The following is a 16,523-nucleotide window of genomic DNA, read 5'->3' as shown; positions in this document are numbered from 1 at the left end:
CCCGCCGACCTGAGCGGCACGGAGCTCTCCGACCGCGTCGATCGGCTGCGCCAGGACGCCCGCGCCGGACTGCCCGACGACCTGGTCCTCGAGGTCACCGGCGGCCCCGCCTTCGCCGCCGACATCTCCGACTCCTTCGCGGGCGCGAACACCACGCTGCTGGCGGTGACCGCGAGCGTGGTCGCCGTGCTGCTCATCCTCACCTACCGCTCCCCCGTGCTGTGGCTGGTTCCGCTGCTGGTGATCGGACTCGCCGACCGGGTCGCGATCAGCGTCGCCACCGGCCTGGCCCGCTGGACCGGGCTCACCTTCGACGGCTCCACCTCCGGCATCACCAGCGTGCTGGTGTTCGGCGCGGGCACCAACTACGCACTGCTGCTGGTCTCCCGCTACCGCGACGAACTACGCCGTGAGCCCGACCACCGCGCAGCACTGCGGCGGGCCGTCGGCCGTGCCGGACCCGCCATCCTGGCCAGCAATCTGACCGTCGTGACCGCCCTGATCGTCCTGCTGGTGGCCGCCGCGCCCAGCACCCGCAGCCTGGGTGCGCTGGCCGCGGCCGGACTGCTGGTGGCGCTGGCCTTCGTCCTCGTCGGGCTGCCGCCCGCGCTGGCCCTGTGCGGGCGGCGGGTGTTCTGGCCCTTCGTCCCTCGACCCGACGGCACCGATCTCGCCGAACGGGGCGCGTGGCACACCCTCGCCACCCGCGTCACCGACCGGCCGCTGCCGGTGCTGGCGGCGACCACGGCGCTGCTCGCGGTCTGCGTGGCGGGGCTGTTCACCGTCGATGTCGGCCTCGCGCAGACCGAGCAGTTCCGGGTGCGCGCGGAATCCGTCGACGGATTCGACACTCTCGCCCGGCATTTCCCCGCGGGTGCGTCGGACCCCACCGTGGTGGTGGCCCGCTCCGAGGCCGACACGGCCGTCGGCGAGGCGCTGACCGGGACCCCCGGCGTGGTGCGGGCGACCCCGACCGGCACCGCGCCGACCGGCCTGACCCGCTGGTCGGTGGTGCTCGACGCGCCGCCCGCCTCGGACCGCTCGGCCGAACTCGTCCGCACGCTGCGCGACAGGCTCGCCGACATCCCCGACGCGCAGGCGCTGGTCGGCGGCAGCGACGCCGAGGCCCTGGACACGAGTAGGACGGCGGGACGTGACCGGCTCGTCGTCATCCCGCTCATCCTGGTCGTGGTGCTGCTGATCCTGCTCGCCCTGCTGCGCGCCGTCCCGGCCGCCCTGCTGCTGGTCGCGGTGACGGTACTGAGCGCGCTGGCCGCCCTGGGCCTGGGCAGCTGGCTCGGTACCCACGTCTTCGGTTTCCCGGCGCTGGATACGAACGTGCCGCTGTTCGCTTTCCTGTTCCTGGTGGCGCTCGGCGTCGACTACACCATCTTCCTGGTCACCCGGGCCCGCGAGGAGACGCCGGAGTACGGCACCACCCGCGCCATGGTGCGCGCGGTCTCGGCCACCGGCGCGGTCATCACCAGCGCGGGCATCGTGCTGGCGGCGGTGTTCACCGTGCTCGGGGTACTGCCGCTGATCACCCTGACCCAGCTCGGCATCGTCGTCGGCATCGGCATCGTGCTCGACACCTTCGTGGTGCGCACCGTTGTCATTCCGGCGTTGTTCCGGCTGATCGGTGTGCGCATCTGGTGGCCGAGCCGCCCGGACGCGCACACCGCCCGGGTTTCGACCACCACACCGAGGGAAGCCGCCGTTAGGAGCGGTGACAGAACGGAGTGATCATGAACAGCCGAGCGGGAACGAGTGATTCGACCGTCCGTCGATCCGGACCGGCGCACTACGGCACCGGCGCGCAGGTGGCCGGGCTGGCGGTGATCGCGCTGCTGGTCGCCGCGGCGGCCGCGGTCGGGAATCTGTCGGCGGTCTCGACCGCCGACAAGTACGAAGCCCTGGAACAACCGGCCTGGGCACCGCCCTCGTGGCTGTTCGGCCCGGTGTGGACGCTGCTCTATTCGCTCATGGCGATCGCGGCGTGGCTGGTGTGGCGCGCGGAGCCGTGGCAGCGGGTGCGCGTCGCCCTCGGCGTCTTCGTGGTGCAGCTGATCCTGAACGCGCTGTGGACGCCGCTGTTCTTCGCGGCCGAATGGCGCGGGGTGGCCTTCGCGGAGATCCTGGTCCTGCTGGCCGCCATCGTCGCCACCATCGTGCTGTTCGCGCGCCACCAGCGGTGGGCGGCCGGTGTGCTCATACCCTATCTGCTGTGGACCGTCTTCGCGGCGGCGCTGAATCTGGCCGTCTGGCAGCTGAACACCTGACGGTGCACACCTGAGCGGAAACAACCGACCGTGCGGAGTACGACCGACCGGAAGAGGTGAGCGCGTGCGCTGTGTGATCTTCGGGGCGACCGGATACATCGGCGGCCGACTGGTGCCGGAACTGCTGCGCCGGGGCCACAGCGTGCGGCTGCTGGTCCGCAGTCCGGAGAAGCTCGCCGAGGTGCCGTGGCGGGATCGGGTGGAGGTGCGCACCGGTGATGTCACCGATGCCGAGGCGGTGGACGGCGCGCTCGCGGGCCAGGACGTCCTCTACTACCTGATCCATTCGCTCAACCGCACCGATTTCGAGGAGGTGGATCGGCGCGCCGCCGAACTCGCCGCGGACGGGGCGGGCCGGGCCGGGCTGCGGCGCATCGTCTATCTCGGCGGCATCACCCCGGATGGTCAGCGGCTGTCACGGCATCTGCGCTCCCGCGCCGAGGTCGGCGATATTCTGCTGGCCGGGTCGACGCCGGCGCTGGTGCTGCGCGCCGGGGTAATCATCGGATCGGGTTCGGCCAGTTTCGAGATGCTGCGGTATCTCACCGAGCGGCTGCCGGTCATGGTGACCCCGCGCTGGGCCCGCAACCGCATCCAACCCATCGCGGTCCGCGATGTCCTGCACTATCTGGTGGCCGCCGCGGAACTGCCGGACTCGGTGTCGGGCGCGTTCGATATCGGCGGTCCCGATGTGCTGACCTACGTGGACATGATGCACGGCTACGCCGCCGTCGCCGGACTCACGCGCCGGGTCATCGTGCCGGTACCGGTGCTGACACCGTGGCTGTCGGCGCAGTGGGTGAATCTGGTGACCCCGGTACCCCGCTCCATCGCCGTCCCGCTGATGGAGTCGCTGATCAATGACGTGGTGTGCCGTGACACCGCCATCGACGAGCACATCCCCCCGCCGCCGGAGGGCTCGACCGGCTATCGCCGTGCCGTCGAACTGGCGCTGGCCCGCATCAAGGATCTCGACGTGCCCACCCGCTGGTCGGATGCCGGTGCGCCGTCCGATCCGCTACCCACCGATCCGGAGTGGTCCGGCGGCACCGTGTACACGGATGTGCGCGAACTCGCCACCACCGCCGACCCCGACCGGGTCTGGGCGGTGATCGAGGCGATCGGCGGCGAGAACGGATGGTATTCGTTCCCGCTGGCGTGGTCGCTGCGCGGCTGGATCGACCGGCTCGCGGGCGGGGTGGGGCTGCGCCGCGGCCGTCGCGACCCGCATCGGCTGCGCCCCGGCGAGGCCCTGGACTGGTGGCGGGTCGAGCACATCGAGCGTCCGCGGCTGTTGCGACTGCGCGCCGAGATGCGGGTGCCCGGTCGCGCCTGGCTGGAGCTGTCGGTCGCACCGGGGGCCGGCGGCGGTGCGGTGTACCGGCAGCGCGCCGTCTTCGAACCGCACGGGTTCGCCGGACAGCTCTACTGGCGGTCCATCGCCCCGTTCCACGCGGTGATCTTCGGCGGCATGGCCCGCAATATCACCGGGACCGCCGAGCACGCACCGGTGGCGTGACCGGTCCCGCCGACGGGAACCCTTGTCCGCCAGCCGTTCCCGTCGGCGGGCTTCGGTCGGCGGGGTTCGGTCGACGGGCTTCGATCGGCGGACTTCGGTCGACGGGGTTCGGTCAGCGGGATGCGCTCACAGGTTCCCGACGGTGTGTTCGAGCCGCTGCGCCACCAGTTCCCGCGCCTTCTCCCGCAGCGCCGGGCGGTAGCCGCTCGGGTACACCGGATCGCCGGGCTCGTAGGTCTTCAGGATCTCCTTGGCGAGGGTGATCTTGTGGACCTCGGTGGGCCCGTCCGCGATGGCCATGACCTGGGCGTAGTTCATCATGTCCACGAACGGCAGATCGGTGCTGACGCCAATGGCACCGTGCAGGTGCATGGCGCGCTGGGCGATATCGTGCATGACCTTGGGCATGGCCACCTTGATGGCCGCGATATCGTGGCGAACCTTGCGGTAGTCCTGCTCGGAGTCGATCCGCCAGGCGGTGCGCAGCACCAGCAGCCGGAACTGCTCCATCTCGATCCAGGCTTCGGCGATCTTCTCCTGCGTCATCTGCAGACCGCCGAGCACACCCTTGCGCATGGGCCGGGAGACGGCGCGCTCGCACATCATGTCGAAGGCCTTGCGCACCATGGCGACCGTGCGCATGGCATGGTGCACGCGACCGCCGCCGAGACGGGTCTGGGCCACGATGAAGCCGAGTCCCTCGGTCCCGAGCAGCGCGTCGGCGGGCACCCGCACATCGGTGAAACGCAGATGCCCCTCGTTCTCGCTGAATCCGGGCACCGTGAAGTTCTTCACGACCTCCAGGCCGGGGGTGTCGGCGCGGACGATGAACATGGACAGCCGCCGGTGCGGTTCGGCGTCCGGATCGGTGACCACCATGACGATGTGGAAGGTGGCGAATTCGGCGGCGGAGTTGAACCACTTCTCGCCGTTGATGACCCAGTGGTCGCCGTCGCGCACCGCACGGGTCTGGAAGGCCGTCGGGTCGGAGCCGCCGGTGGGTTCGGTCATCACATAGCAGGAACCGATCTCACCGTCGAGCAACGGTTGCAGATACTTCGCCTTCTGTTCGGGGGTACCGAAATGAGCGAGGATTTCGGCATTGCCGGAATCCGGTGCCTGACAGCCGAACACCAGCGGTGCCCATTTGGAGGTGCCGATGACCTCGTTGAGCAGGGCCAGCTTCAGCTGACCGTAGCCGGGGCCGCCGAGTTCGGGGCCAAGGTGGCAGGCCCACAGGCCCTGCTCTTTCACCTTCTCCTGCAACGGTTTCATCAGCGCCCGGATCTCGGGGTTGGCGCGGTCGTAGGGTTCCGGGTACAGCAGGTCGAGCGGCTCGACCGCGTTCCGCACGAAATCGGCCACCCAGTCCAGTTTCCGCTGGTACTCCGGGTCGGTCTCGAAATCCCAAGCCATGGTCAGCCTTTCACTTGTTCGCGGCCGGCGCCGCGACACCGTCGAGGATGGTGGTGATGAGAATGTCGGCGATCTCGTCGGGGGTGCGCGCACCGTCGGGGCGATACCAACGGCTGACCATGTTCAGCATGGCCACCACGCTGTTGGTGACGACGTGATCGTTGGTGCCCAGCACTCCGGCGCGGTGGCCCTCGTCGAAGACCCGCTGCCAGCAGCCCTGAATGGCCTCGCGCAATTGCTGCAGGTCGGCCTCGCGTTCGGCGGTGAGCGCCCCGGCGTCGCGCAGGGCGATGGTGACCTCGTGCTGGTGTTCGATGATCAGGCGGACATGGTCGCGAATCAGGGTGCGCAGCTTGTCGACCGGCGCGGCGTCACGCTCGGCGACGGCCGCGGCGGCGTCCAGCATGAGCTGGGTGTAGTTGCGCCGGATCTGGAAGAGCAGCTCCTCCTTGGACCCGATGTGGTAGTACAGCGCGCCCCGCTGGATCCCGGCCCGGTCGCCGATCTCGCCGACGCCGGTGGCGTGAAACCCCTTCTCCGCGAACAGTTCCATGGCCGCGCGCATGATCCGCTCCCGAGTCTCCCCCGGGGTCGCCGCCGAGGCGGGTGGCCGTCCGCGCCGCCGCGCCGGGGCCGCGGTCATCGCCAGCCGCCGTCGAGGGCCAACGTCGCCCCGGTGCAGAAGGCCGACGCGTCGGAGGCGAAGAACAGTGCGGCCCCGACGATATCGCCCGGGACGCCGATCCGCCCGAGCGCGTTGTGCTGGGCGAGATGGTCGCGCATCTCCTGCGGCCACGCCTTGGCGATATCGGTGTCGAAGGCCCCGCAGCGAATGGTGTTGACCCGCACCGCCGGGCCGTAGGTCTGCGCCAGCCCGCCGGTGAGCGCCTCCAGTCCGGCCTTGGCCGCCGCGTAGGGCACCGCGAGGGGTTCGGGTTTCGCGGCCTCGATGGAGGAGATATTGATGATCGAGCCGCCACCCGCGGCCGCCATGCGCGGACCGATGAGCGCGGACAGCCGGAACGCACCCTTGAGGTTGGTGGCGATCACCTTGTCGAACATGGCCTCGGTGACCTGGTCCAGACTCGGGTACAGCAGGGACATGCCCGCGTTGTTGACCAACACGTCGACCGTGCCGTATTCCGCGTACACAGCCTCGACCAGGGTGTCGCATTGCTCCCAGACGCCGACATTGCAGGCCACCGGCAGCGCCCGCACGCCGTATTTCGCGCGGATCTCGGCGGCCAGGGCAGCACACGCGTCGAGTTTGCGGCTGGCGATCACCACGTGGGCTCCGGCGTCGGCGAAGGCGTGCACCATCTCCCGGCCCAGCCCGCGGCTGCCGCCGGTGACCACAACGACCTTCTCCGACAGGGATTTTCCCATGCACCGACACCTTCACGTCCGGGAACGACAGAAATGTTCCGCTCAGTACATTAAATGTACCGCCCGATACAATCAAGACCGGCGGCGCATCCGGAAGTGCGGGCCGCCGCCGCCCGCCACATACCCGCGAGTAACATGACGGGCGTACTTTTTCCACCCGGCTTCTCGAAATGAGGCATTAGATGACAGAGCGGATTCAGGTCGGCGGGCTCCAGGTTGCCAAGGTGCTCCACGATTTCGTGGAGAACGAGGCCCTTCCCGGCACCGGCGTAGATTCCGCCGCGTTCTGGTCGGGTGCCGAGGCCGTCATCAACGACCTCGCTCCCCGTAACCGTGCTCTGCTCGCGGAACGCGACGACATCCAGGCCAAGATCGACGAGTGGCACCGTGCTCACCCCGGCACCGGCTACGACAAGGCTGCCTACAAGCAGTTCCTCACCGAGATCGGCTACCTGCGTCCCGAACCGGCCGATTTCCAGATCGGCACCGAGAACGTGGACGCCGAAATCGCCACCACCGCGGGCCCGCAGCTCGTGGTCCCGGTGATGAACGCCCGCTTCGCCATCAACGCCGCGAACGCGCGCTGGGGCTCGCTGTATGACGCCCTGTACGGCACCGACGCCATCTCCGAGGAGAACGGCGCGGAGAAGGGCACCGGCTACAACAAGGTCCGGGGCGACAAGGTCATCGAATGGGCCCGCAACTTCCTCGACGACGCGGTGCCGCTGATCACCGGCTCCCACGTCGGCTCCACCAAGTACTCCATCGAGGACGGCGAACTCGTCGTGGGCCTCGAGGACGGCACCGACATCGGCCTGGCCGACCCCTCGGCGCTGGTCGGCTACCTGGGTGATCCGGCGAACCCGACCTCGATCCTGCTGAAGCACAACGGCTTGCACATCGAGATCCAGATCGATCCGTCGTCGCCGATCGGCTCCACCGACACCGCCGGTGTCAAGGACGTGGTGCTGGAGTCCGCGGTCACCACCATCATGGACTTCGAGGACTCCGTCGCCGCGGTGGACGCCGAGGACAAGGTGCTCTGCTACCACAATTGGCTCGGCCTGATGAAGGGTGATCTGGCCGAAGAGGTCAGCAAGGGCGGCAAGACCTTCACCCGCACCATGAACCCCGACCGCGTCTACACCGCCCTCGACGGCTCGGAGCTGGTGCTGCACGGCCGCTCGCTGCTGTTCGTGCGCAATGTCGGCCACCTCATGACCTCCGACGCCATCCTCGACGCCGACGGCAACGAGGTGCCCGAGGGCATCATGGACGGCCTGCTCACCGTGCTGATCGCCAAGCACGCGCTGGATGGCGACACCAAGCTGAAGAACACCCGCACCGGCTCCATCTACATCGTGAAGCCGAAGATGCACGGCCCCGACGAGGTCGCGTTCACCAACGAGCTGTTCGGCCGGATCGAACAGGTGGTGGGTCTGCCCGCCAACACCCTCAAGGTCGGCATCATGGACGAGGAGCGGCGCACCACGGTGAACCTGAAGGCGTGCATCCACGCCGCCAAGGACCGCGTGGTCTTCATCAACACCGGCTTCCTCGACCGTACCGGCGACGAGATCCACACCTCCATGGAGGCCGGGCCGATGGTCCGCAAGGCCGAGATGAAGGGCCAGCAGTGGATCCTGTCCTACGAGGACTTCAATGTCGACACCGGTATCGCCACCGGCCTGCCCGGTAAGGCGCAGATCGGCAAGGGCATGTGGGCCATGCCGGACCTGATGGCGGACATGCTCGTCCAGAAGGTCGGCCATCCCAAGGCCGGTGCGAACACCGCCTGGGTGCCCTCGCCCACCGCCGCCACCCTGCACGCCACCCACTACCACCTGGTGGACGTGTTCAAGCGGCAGGCCGAGATCGCCAAGGGCGGCGCGCGTGCCAGCGTCGATCAGATCCTGGAGATCCCCCTCGCCGCCGACACCACCTGGTCGGCCGAGGACAAGCAGCAGGAACTCGACAACAACTCCCAGGGCATCCTCGGCTACGTGGTCCGCTGGATCGACCAGGGCGTCGGCTGCTCCAAGGTGCCCGACATCAAGGACGTCGGCCTCATGGAGGACCGCGCCACCCTGCGCATCTCCTCCCAGCTCATGGCCAACTGGCTGCGCCACGGTGTCGTGTCCGAGGACGAGGTCATCGCCTCCCTCGAGCGCATGGCCCCGGTCGTCGACCGCCAGAACGCCGGTGATCCGAGCTACCGCCCGATGGCCCCGGACTTCGCCTCCAGCATCGCCTTCCAGGCCGCCAAGGAACTCGTGCTCGAGGGCACCAAGCAGCCCAACGGCTACACCGAGCCGATCCTGCACCGCCGCCGCCGCGAGGCCAAGGAGTACAACGCCAAGTTCGGCGCGTAATCGCGGACCATCCGCGCGCATCCCCCCGGTCGATCTCGGTCGACCGGGGGATTCGTGTCTCCGGAGTGGGTAGGCTGCGCGGCGTCAGTCGTTCCCCAGCAGAGGAAAGCTCCATGGGCAGTACCGTTCTCGATGTCGTCAATCTGATCATCGCCCGCGTGAACGCGGCCTGGTGGTGGGCCTCCAGCGGCTCTTCCGGCCCGATGCCGCTCTAGCGGGTCCGCTCCATTCCTCGGGCGGCCGCGAGCGTGCGTTCGGCGGTCGTCCGAGCCGGTGGATTCGCCGGGGAACCGCGGTGCGCGAGAATATCCGGCGTGCCGCGGCACCGGCCGCTAGGCTGCGAGGTACCCGTACCGGCGAGCTATCCGACCAGGAAGACAGCGCATATGGCCGATGAAGGCCGCACCCTCTCCGCTGATACCGGCCACAACCGGGTCGAGCGGTCCGAGAGTTGCCCGGCTGTCCGGCCGACGCCGGACCCGGAGCAGATGCGCCGCCTGGCGGCGCTGTTGCGGGGTGTCGCCGCGGGCGATCGGGACGCCTTCACGGCCTTCTACCGCTCGACTCACGACCGCGTGTACGGTCTGGCGCTGCGGATTCTGCGCCGTCCCCCGGCCGCCGAGGAGGTCACCCAGGAGGTGTACCTGTACGTGTGGAACTCCGCCGACCAGTACGATCAGCGGCTGGCCAGTCCGATCGGCTGGCTCATGATGCTCACTCACCGGCGCGCGGTGGATCGCGCCCGCACCGAATACTCCCGCGGACACCGCGATTTCGCTTACGGTCAGCGGCATCTGGGCCGAGATCACGATATCGTCGCCGAGACGGTGACGCAGCGCTCCGAGGAGCGCGCCGTGCTCGACTGTCTGGCCACCCTCACCGATATCCAGCGGGAAACGGTGGCGCTCGCCTACTACGGCGGCCGGACCTATCCGGAGGTGGCCGATGATCTCGGTATCCCGTTGTCCACGGTGAAGACTCGCATTCGTGACGGATTGCGCCGCCTGCGCAGCTGTTTGACAGGATCGGTGACCGATGCCTGACCGCTCACCCGACACCGATCTGCTGGACCTCGCCTATCCGTACGCACTCGACGCGCTCTCCGACGAGGAGCGCGCGGCGGTGGAGGAGCGCGTGCGCACCGCCGACGCCGCGGCGGCGACCGCCTTCCGCGACTCCGTGCGCGATATCCGCGAGACCCTCGCGGCGCTCACCGTGGTCGACGCGCATCCCGCGCCCGACCATGTCGAGGCGTCCGTCCAGGCCGCCCTGGACCGCCAGCTGTCCGCCGCCGCACCGGCGGCCCGGACCTGGCTGGTGCGCTGGCTGGCCGCCGCGGCGGTGCTGATCCTCGCCATCGGGGTCGGCGCGTTCCTGGCTGTCGACCGTGCGCAGCAGCGGGATTCGGGCGCGGTGACCGCGCAGCGGGTGCTCGCCGAGCCGGATGCGCGGCAGACGCGCGCCTCGGTCACCGGCGGCGGCGATATCGTCGTCACCACCTCGGCGCGCTTGGACGCCGCCGCGGTGTCCTTCGACGCGGTGCCCGCCGCACCGCCGAACCACACCTATCAGCTGTGGCTCATCCCCGAGGGCGGCCAACCCGTCTCGGCCGGTGTGCTCGACGCCCTCCCCGCGGCGGACGATCCGGCGGTGGTGCCGCTGGACCACGCCGACCTGCTCGCGCTCTCGGTGGAGCCCACCGGCGGCTCCGACCAACCCACCACCGACCCGGTGGTCGCGGTCCCCCTCGACTGACCGCCCCGCGCGGCCGACCGACCGCCCGACCAGCCAACCCGGCCGACCTAGCTGCGTGGCCGACCGAGCTGCACAGGTCGCCCACACGTAGCCGACCCATCGGGCGAGCCGCCCCGCGCGGGCGAACGACCTGTACCGTCGACCTCCCGCCCGACCGAACCGGTCCGCTCACTGCGCGGACCGATCCGCCTGTGCCGCGGATACTTTCGTCAGGCGAGCGCCACGGTGGCGGTTGCCCCGCCGAACACCCGGCGGCCGTCGTGGGTGGCGGTGAGGGCGATGGTGGCGGTCCGGGTCGCGGTGTCGATCTCGCTGACCCGACCGCCGAATTCGATTTCCCCGGCCGCACCGGGCAGCACCCGCACCGGGGTGGACAGGCGCACCCGATAACGGCGCAGGGCGGTCGGATCGCCGGTCCACGCGGTGAGGTAGCCGGCGCCCAGACTCATGGTGAGCATGCCGTGCGCGAGGACGCCGGGACCCATGCCGACCGCCTCGGCGCTGGCGGGATGCCAGTGGATCGGGTTGGGATCCCCGGCCACCCCGGCGTAGCGCACCAGATCGCCCAGGGTGAGCCGGTAGACGCGGGACGGCAGCCGGTCACCGACCGCCACCGCGGCGAGGTCGCGGCCGCCGGTCACCGGCCGGGGCGCGGGGTGGACGGGCGAGATCGCCGCGACCTCGTCGAAGGCGGGCGGTTCGGCGTCGAGCATGCCGTGGTGCAGGACGTTCTCGCCGATGGCGGCGAATCGCTCGTCCGGCCCGCCGTCCGCGCGCGCCACCAGTCCGGTGGTCGCGGTCAGCACGGCGCCGCCGTGCGCGTCGGTGACCTCGTTGCCCACCACCATGAGATCCCCGCCGAATGCCTTGCGGCGCGACAGCAGTCCGATGTGGCTGGTGAGCCGGTCGCCGACCAGGATGGGCCGATGGAAGTCGAAGGTCTGCTCGGTCTGCACCGTGGAGGTGAGGTCGCAGTCGGCGAGCAACTGCCCCAGGGCCGCCTGCACCGTGCCGCCGAGCAGGGCCGCGAAGGTGGGCGGGGCGGGCAGTGTCGCGCAGCCGTAGCCGGCGGCCACGTCCTCGTACAGGTGGGCCGGATGATCGTTCTGGACCGCGCGGGCGAATCCGCGCACCTGCTCGCGCCCGACCTCGTAGTGGTCGCGCAACCGGTAGGTGCGCCCGACCAGCGTGTGCGGATCGGCGAGGGTGGCATCTAGCACGGACTTCTCCTCCAGGGCCGGGAATGAGTTACCAACTAGTCGGTACCCGCTGGGCCGCCGGATTGCCCTCGGCACGCTGATGTGATCTACAACACATTCGCCCTGCTCGGCGTTCGCGCGCGGGCGCGCGGGCAGTGGCACTCGCCTCGTTGCGAATCCGTAATCGGTTTCGGTGAAACAAATCCGGCCACTCCACCGTTGTAGAGGTACGGCGGGGGTGGAGATCCGCACGACAAAATCCTCACGACAACGGCAGGTCCGTTGTGCCACCATGAGTTTCGACGATCATCCCGACCGAACGGTCGGCGACCCAGGGAAGGAGGAGGCGGCTTTGCATCCGGAGTACTCGCAGCACGGCAGTGATATGGACAAGCTCGAACGGCTGGGCCGGAATATCGGCCGCCTCGCCGCGCGGGCCTGACCCGCCACTTCCTCTCGTCCATTCCTTCCTTTTCACGAAACATGGTGACACCCATGCTGTTCCGTCACGCCGACGACCCGCCGGCGATAACCGTCGACAACTGGATACACACGGGAGTGCTGCTCCTCAACGCCTCCTACGAGGCGCTGACCGAGATCCGCGCCGAGCGCGCCGTGGTGCTGCTCATCAGCGGTGCCGCCGAGTCGGTGGTGGATCGGGACCCGCACTTCCCCATTCGCTCGAAGAGCCTGGAGCTGGCACTGCCGGAGACCATCCGACTGCGGCGCTACGTCTACCTCGAGCACAGCGTGACGGTCACCGACGGCAGCCGGGCCACCCTGCCCGCCGTGCTGCGGCGCGACGCCTACCGCTGCGGGTACTGCGCCGGATGGGCCCGCACCGTCGACCACATCCGGCCCCGCAGCCGAGGCGGCCCCAACACCTGGGACAACCTCATCGCCGCCTGCGGACGGTGCAACACCTACAAGGCGGACCGGACTCCCGAGGAGGCCGGCATGCGCCTGCTGTGGGAGCCCCGCGCTCCCCAGGACATGGCGAAGAAGCAGCGGCGGATCTGGAAGGAACTGGCCGCATCGTAAACCACGTGATCGGACATGAAAGGAGCGAGATCCGATGACGAAAACAGCAGTTCGGGAGCTGAGCCTGGCGGATCTGCTCCCCATCTCCGACTCGAAGGACTACTGGGCCCGCGCGGCCTGCAAGGGCGACCCGAACCACGACGCCTGGTTCCCCTATCCCTCGCAGGACTTCGACTACGCGCGCACCATCTGCGCGGCCTGCCCCATCCGGCGCGAATGCGGTGACTTCGCCGCCAGCACCGGACAGTCCGGCGTCTGGGGCGGGCACGAGTACGACCGCGGTACGCTGATCCGCGATTGACTCGCCCCGAGGCCGCCGTCATGCCCCGCACGACGGCGGCCTCCTCGCGTACCCGCCGATTCGTGTCCCGGGCCGGTTCCGGGCAAGATGGTGACCCGTGATCGCTTCGCCTCCGCCCCGGTGCCGTCGCAAACCCCGCCTGACCTGCGAGGCGAATTTCGCGTGAACATAGACTGACGATCGTGGGAACTCATCGCGCCCGAGGCCGGTCACGTGGGGTCAGCAAAGGTCCGGTCATCGCTCTGGTGGCGGTGGTGGTGCTGGCGGTGGCGGTGGTCGGCTGGAGCTGGCTGGCCGAACGGGCCAAGGATCGGGATGCGGCGGCGGCCGCCGCCTGCGCCGAGGGCACCACCACGCTGCATGTCACCGTCGATCCGGATATCGCGGAACCGGTGCGGGCGGCGGCGCAACGCTACAACGCCACCACACCCCGGGTGCGTGATCACTGCGCGCAGGTCGAGGTGACCGCGCGGGCATCGGATGCCGTGGTCGCCGCGTTCACCGCCGACGCACCGTGGAATCCGGAGCTGGGGCCGCGACCCGCACTCTGGATTCCGGATTCGTCGCGGTCGGTGGCGCTCATGCGAGTGCCCGGACTGGTAGAGGGCACGCCCGCCCCGGTCGCGGTGAGCCCGATCGCGCTGGCCGTCCCCGACCAGCTCCGGCGGGCACTGGAGGCGGCCCAGACCACCTGGGCGGATCTGCCCGGACTGCAGCAGGGTTCGCTCGCCGACGTGGGGCTGGGCGGCTGGGGCGGACTGCGGCTGGCCACGCCACCGGGTGACGACAGTCTGGCCGCCGCGCTCGCGGTCGGATCGGGGGTGTCGGGATCGGATCCGCTCACCGCGGAGGCCGCGTCCTCCGGTCAGGTGACCTCGGCGATCTCGCGGCTCGCGGCGGGTGCGCCCGAGGCGACCGATCTCGGCCGCGCGCTGCTGGATGCGGCCGGGGCCGACGATCTGCCCGCGGCGACCGTGCACGCGGTCACCGCCACCGAGCAGCGCATCAAAGCCAATCGCGGCCTGACCGCCTTCCGCCCGCTGGGCGCGACCCCGGTGGCCGACTACCCGGCGGCGCTGCTCACCGGTGACTGGGTGGACCAGACCCAGAATCTGGTGGCGGGCCTGTTCGCCGACTATCTGCGCGCACCCGAACAAGCGAAGCTGTTCACCGACAACGGTTTCGGCGCCGCGCCGCCCGCCGGGCCGCCGGTGCCGGAACAGGCGGTGCTGCTCCGCGTCCAAGAGGTGCTGGCGAATCCGGTACTGGGGGTGAGCGCCACCGCACTGGTGGACGTGTCGTCCTCGATGGCCACCACCGAAGGGGCGGCCACCCGCCTGGCCAACACCCTCGCCGCCCTGCAATCGGTGATGAACGTGATGCCGCCCGATTTCGGGCTGGGCGTCTGGACCTTCGGCAAGAACCTGGACGGGAACCAGCCTTACCGGGTGGTCTCGCGGACCGCTCCGCTCACCGACGCGCATCGGGCCGAACTGGTGCGGGAACTGTCCGACATCTCGGCGACCAGCACCCAACCCGACCGCGCCTATCCCACCCTGGAGGCGGCCTACCGCGACGCCGTCGCGAATTACGCCCCGGGACGGACCAATTCGATCCTGCTCGTCACCGACGGCCCCGACGACGACTCCCCCGTCACCGGCGACCAACTGCTGGCGACTATCGCCGCCCTCGCCGATCCGGCCCGCCCGGTGCGGATCGACGTCATCGCGATCGGCGGCCAGGGCCCGTACACCCTGCGCACCCTCACCGAGCAAACCAATGGCACCTTCACCCAGGTGCCCACCACCGACGAGCTGGCCTTCGGCAGCGCCATGAATCAGGCCCTGACCACCCCCTGATCAACTCCTCCGGCATGTCGTCGCACACTGTCGGCGAACTCGTGGGAGATTGCGGGAATGGCGCATACGACGAGCACCGACAGTTCGCTCAAGCAGGGTTTCGCCGCGGGCACCTCCATCGCGGCCGCGGTTCTGCTGCTGGTGGTCGGCGTGCTCTCGATCCTCGAGGGCATCTCGGCCGCGGCATCCGACGATCTGGTGATCGTGGATGTCAACGACTACGTCTACAAGCTCAACACCACCGGGTGGGGATGGATCCACATCATCCTCGGCGCGATCGTGGTCATCGCCGCCATCGGCCTGATGGCGGGCACCACCTGGGGCCGCGCCGCCGCCATGATCCTGGCGGCGCTGTCGATCATCGCCAACTTCCTGTGGCTGCCCTACTACCCGATCTGGTCGATCGTCATCATCGCCCTGGACGTGGTGATCATCTGGGCCGTCGCGACCTGGAAGCCCGACACCGTCTGACCCGAGCCGGACGGTGCACGGCGCCCCATCGATCCGCGCGATCGGTGGGGCGCCGTCGGGTGTTCGGGGGGTGCGCCATTAACGCGGACGGATTCACACTGGATACCAGGAGACCGGCGACCACGCCGGGCGGGTAGCACAGGGAGGACCCGTGGCTCTCCACCAGGGTGCGATATTCGCCGGATACGCCATCCAGCGCGTGATCGGCGTGGGCGGCATGGGCACGGTGTATCTGGCCCGCCATCCCCGGCTGCCCATGGATGTCGCGCTCAAGGTCCTCTCGGCGGATCTGGGCCGCGATCCCGCGGCGCGCGCGTACTTCGAACGGGAGGCCGAGATCGCGGCGCGGTTGCAGCATCCGAATATCGTGCGGGTGCACGACCGCGGCACCGAGGGCGACCACCTGTGGATCGCCATGGACTACGTGGACGGCCCCGATATCGGGCGGGTGCTGCGCGACGGGCCGCTCGCGGCCGAATTCGCGGTGGAGGTGATCGCGCAGGCCGCCGACGGTCTCGATCACGCGCATCGGCGCGGGGTGCTGCACCGCGATGTCAAACCCGCGAATCTGCTCACCACCGCGGTCCGGCAGCGGCGGCACGTGTACCTGACCGATTTCGGTATCGCCCGCAGTCTGGACGACACCACCACCGTCACCACCTCGGTGCGCGCGACCTTCGCCTACGCGGCCCCCGAACTGCTCACCGGGCATCCACTCGACCGGCGCGCCGATGTGTACGCGCTGGGCGCGACGCTGTACCGGCTGCTCACCGATACGGTGCCCTATCCCCGCGACACCCTCGCCGCGGTCCTGCACGCCCATCTGCACCAGACTCCGCCGCAGGCCACCTCGTGCCGACCGGATCTGCCCGCCGGGGTGGACCGGGTGATCGCCACCGCCATGGCCAAGGACCCGGCGGACCGC

Annotated in this window: 16 protein-coding genes; 12 read left to right on the top strand and 4 right to left on the bottom strand. The window is 69.7% G+C overall.

What is annotated here, in order from left to right:
• From QK444_RS16425 to QK444_RS16415, 3 genes are all read left to right on the top strand, one after another.
• On the top strand, window positions 1-1,743 hold a 1,743-nt coding region (locus QK444_RS16425), incomplete at its 5' end, for an MMPL family transporter (protein WP_282781239.1).
• A 2-nt stretch (window positions 1,744-1,745) separates the two neighbouring features.
• Window positions 1,746-2,279 carry a TspO/MBR family protein gene (locus QK444_RS16420; protein ID WP_282781237.1) on the top strand — a complete coding sequence of 178 codons (534 nt, stop codon included), beginning with the start codon at window positions 1,746-1,748 and terminating at the stop codon, window positions 2,277-2,279.
• Between the two features lie 64 nt (window positions 2,280-2,343).
• Complete coding sequence (locus QK444_RS16415) at window positions 2,344-3,798, top strand: SDR family oxidoreductase (protein ID WP_282781235.1); 1,455 nt, start codon at window positions 2,344-2,346, stop codon at window positions 3,796-3,798.
• A 126-nt stretch (window positions 3,799-3,924) separates the two neighbouring features.
• On the opposite strand, the gene QK444_RS16410 is transcribed toward QK444_RS16415, so the two are convergent.
• The 3 genes from QK444_RS16410 to QK444_RS16400 are packed head-to-tail and all read right to left on the bottom strand — an operon-like array spanning window position 3,925 to window position 6,600.
• Window positions 3,925-5,214, bottom strand: coding sequence for an acyl-CoA dehydrogenase family protein (locus QK444_RS16410; protein ID WP_282781234.1), 1,290 nt, complete (start codon window positions 5,212-5,214; stop codon window positions 3,925-3,927).
• 10 nt (window positions 5,215-5,224) lie between these two features.
• Complete coding sequence (locus QK444_RS16405) at window positions 5,225-5,857, bottom strand: TetR/AcrR family transcriptional regulator (protein WP_282781233.1); 633 nt, start codon at window positions 5,855-5,857, stop codon at window positions 5,225-5,227.
• Window positions 5,854-6,600 carry a glucose 1-dehydrogenase gene (locus QK444_RS16400; RefSeq protein ID WP_282781231.1) on the bottom strand — a complete coding sequence of 249 codons (747 nt, stop codon included), beginning with the start codon at window positions 6,598-6,600 and terminating at the stop codon, window positions 5,854-5,856. The genes QK444_RS16405 and QK444_RS16400 overlap by 4 nt, the downstream gene beginning before the upstream one ends.
• 182 nt (window positions 6,601-6,782) lie before the next feature.
• Here QK444_RS16400 and QK444_RS16395 point away from each other — a divergent pair, with 182 nt between their 5' ends.
• The 3 genes from QK444_RS16395 to QK444_RS16385 all read left to right on the top strand — a co-directional run bounded on the left by QK444_RS16395 (window position 6,783) and on the right by QK444_RS16385 (window position 10,727).
• Complete coding sequence (locus tag QK444_RS16395; protein ID WP_282781229.1) at window positions 6,783-8,972, top strand: malate synthase G; 2,190 nt, start codon at window positions 6,783-6,785, stop codon at window positions 8,970-8,972.
• A gap of 386 nt (window positions 8,973-9,358) precedes the next feature.
• Window positions 9,359-10,015: an ECF RNA polymerase sigma factor SigK gene (sigK, locus tag QK444_RS16390; protein WP_282781227.1), complete on the top strand. Its 657-nt coding sequence runs from the start codon at window positions 9,359-9,361 to the stop codon at window positions 10,013-10,015.
• Window positions 10,008-10,727, top strand: a complete 720-nt coding sequence (locus QK444_RS16385) for an anti-sigma factor (RefSeq protein ID WP_282781225.1) — start codon at window positions 10,008-10,010, stop codon at window positions 10,725-10,727. The genes sigK and QK444_RS16385 overlap by 8 nt, the downstream gene beginning before the upstream one ends.
• Window positions 10,728-10,936: 209 nt before the next feature.
• Here QK444_RS16385 and QK444_RS16380 read toward each other — a convergent pair whose 3' ends face one another.
• Complete coding sequence (locus QK444_RS16380) at window positions 10,937-11,947, bottom strand: fused (3R)-hydroxyacyl-ACP dehydratase subunits HadA/HadB (RefSeq protein ID WP_282781223.1); 1,011 nt, start codon at window positions 11,945-11,947, stop codon at window positions 10,937-10,939.
• Window positions 11,948-12,218: 271 nt separating this feature from the next.
• Between QK444_RS16380 and QK444_RS16375 the strand changes: the two genes are divergently transcribed.
• The 6 genes from QK444_RS16375 to QK444_RS16350 form a co-directional block, all read left to right on the top strand.
• The gene (locus QK444_RS16375) at window positions 12,219-12,368 is read left to right on the top strand and encodes a hypothetical protein (RefSeq protein ID WP_282781221.1); all 150 of its coding nucleotides are present in this window, start codon (window positions 12,219-12,221) and stop codon (window positions 12,366-12,368) included.
• A 53-nt stretch (window positions 12,369-12,421) separates the two neighbouring features.
• Window positions 12,422-12,967, top strand: coding sequence for an HNH endonuclease (locus QK444_RS16370; protein ID WP_280356609.1), 546 nt, complete (start codon window positions 12,422-12,424; stop codon window positions 12,965-12,967).
• 34 nt (window positions 12,968-13,001) lie between these two features.
• Window positions 13,002-13,268 carry a WhiB family transcriptional regulator gene (locus QK444_RS16365; RefSeq protein WP_039813340.1) on the top strand — a complete coding sequence of 89 codons (267 nt, stop codon included), beginning with the start codon at window positions 13,002-13,004 and terminating at the stop codon, window positions 13,266-13,268.
• A 182-nt stretch (window positions 13,269-13,450) separates the two neighbouring features.
• Window positions 13,451-15,127, top strand: coding sequence for a substrate-binding domain-containing protein (locus QK444_RS16360; RefSeq protein WP_282781217.1), 1,677 nt, complete (start codon window positions 13,451-13,453; stop codon window positions 15,125-15,127).
• A gap of 57 nt (window positions 15,128-15,184) precedes the next feature.
• Entirely contained in the window at window positions 15,185-15,598 is a 414-nt protein-coding gene (locus tag QK444_RS16355) for a hypothetical protein (RefSeq protein ID WP_029930632.1), read from the top strand.
• Window positions 15,599-15,749: 151 nt separating this feature from the next.
• The coding region (locus QK444_RS16350; protein ID WP_282781215.1) for a serine/threonine-protein kinase at window positions 15,750-16,523 on the top strand (774 nt) is incomplete at its 3' end.

Origin of the sequence: Nocardia sp. CC201C (assembly GCF_030010695.1) — a bacterium.
Classification (GTDB): domain Bacteria; phylum Actinomycetota; class Actinomycetes; order Mycobacteriales; family Mycobacteriaceae; genus Nocardia; species Nocardia otitidiscaviarum.
Note: the sequence above shows the minus strand (reverse complement) of the source record. Positions and strands in the feature narration are given on the sequence as shown.

Bases quoted from the DNA above. Each gene is read 5' to 3' on its own strand.
- QK444_RS16385 (WP_282781225.1), top strand. From the start codon at position 10,008: ATGCCTGACCGCTCACCCGACACCGATCTGCTGGACCTCGCCTATCCG.
- QK444_RS16410 (WP_282781234.1), bottom strand. From the start codon at position 5,214: ATGGCTTGGGATTTCGAGACCGACCCGGAGTACCAGCGGAAACTGGAC.
- QK444_RS16355 (WP_029930632.1), top strand. From the start codon at position 15,185: ATGGCGCATACGACGAGCACCGACAGTTCGCTCAAGCAGGGTTTCGCC.
- QK444_RS16370 (WP_280356609.1), top strand. From the start codon at position 12,422: ATGCTGTTCCGTCACGCCGACGACCCGCCGGCGATAACCGTCGACAAC.
- QK444_RS16420 (WP_282781237.1), top strand. From the start codon at position 1,746: ATGAACAGCCGAGCGGGAACGAGTGATTCGACCGTCCGTCGATCCGGA.
- QK444_RS16400 (WP_282781231.1), bottom strand. From the start codon at position 6,600: ATGGGAAAATCCCTGTCGGAGAAGGTCGTTGTGGTCACCGGCGGCAGC.
- QK444_RS16365 (WP_039813340.1), top strand. From the start codon at position 13,002: ATGACGAAAACAGCAGTTCGGGAGCTGAGCCTGGCGGATCTGCTCCCC.
- QK444_RS16375 (WP_282781221.1), top strand. From the start codon at position 12,219: ATGAGTTTCGACGATCATCCCGACCGAACGGTCGGCGACCCAGGGAAG.
- QK444_RS16405 (WP_282781233.1), bottom strand. From the start codon at position 5,857: ATGACCGCGGCCCCGGCGCGGCGGCGCGGACGGCCACCCGCCTCGGCG.
- sigK (WP_282781227.1), top strand. From the start codon at position 9,359: ATGGCCGATGAAGGCCGCACCCTCTCCGCTGATACCGGCCACAACCGG.
- QK444_RS16395 (WP_282781229.1), top strand. From the start codon at position 6,783: ATGACAGAGCGGATTCAGGTCGGCGGGCTCCAGGTTGCCAAGGTGCTC.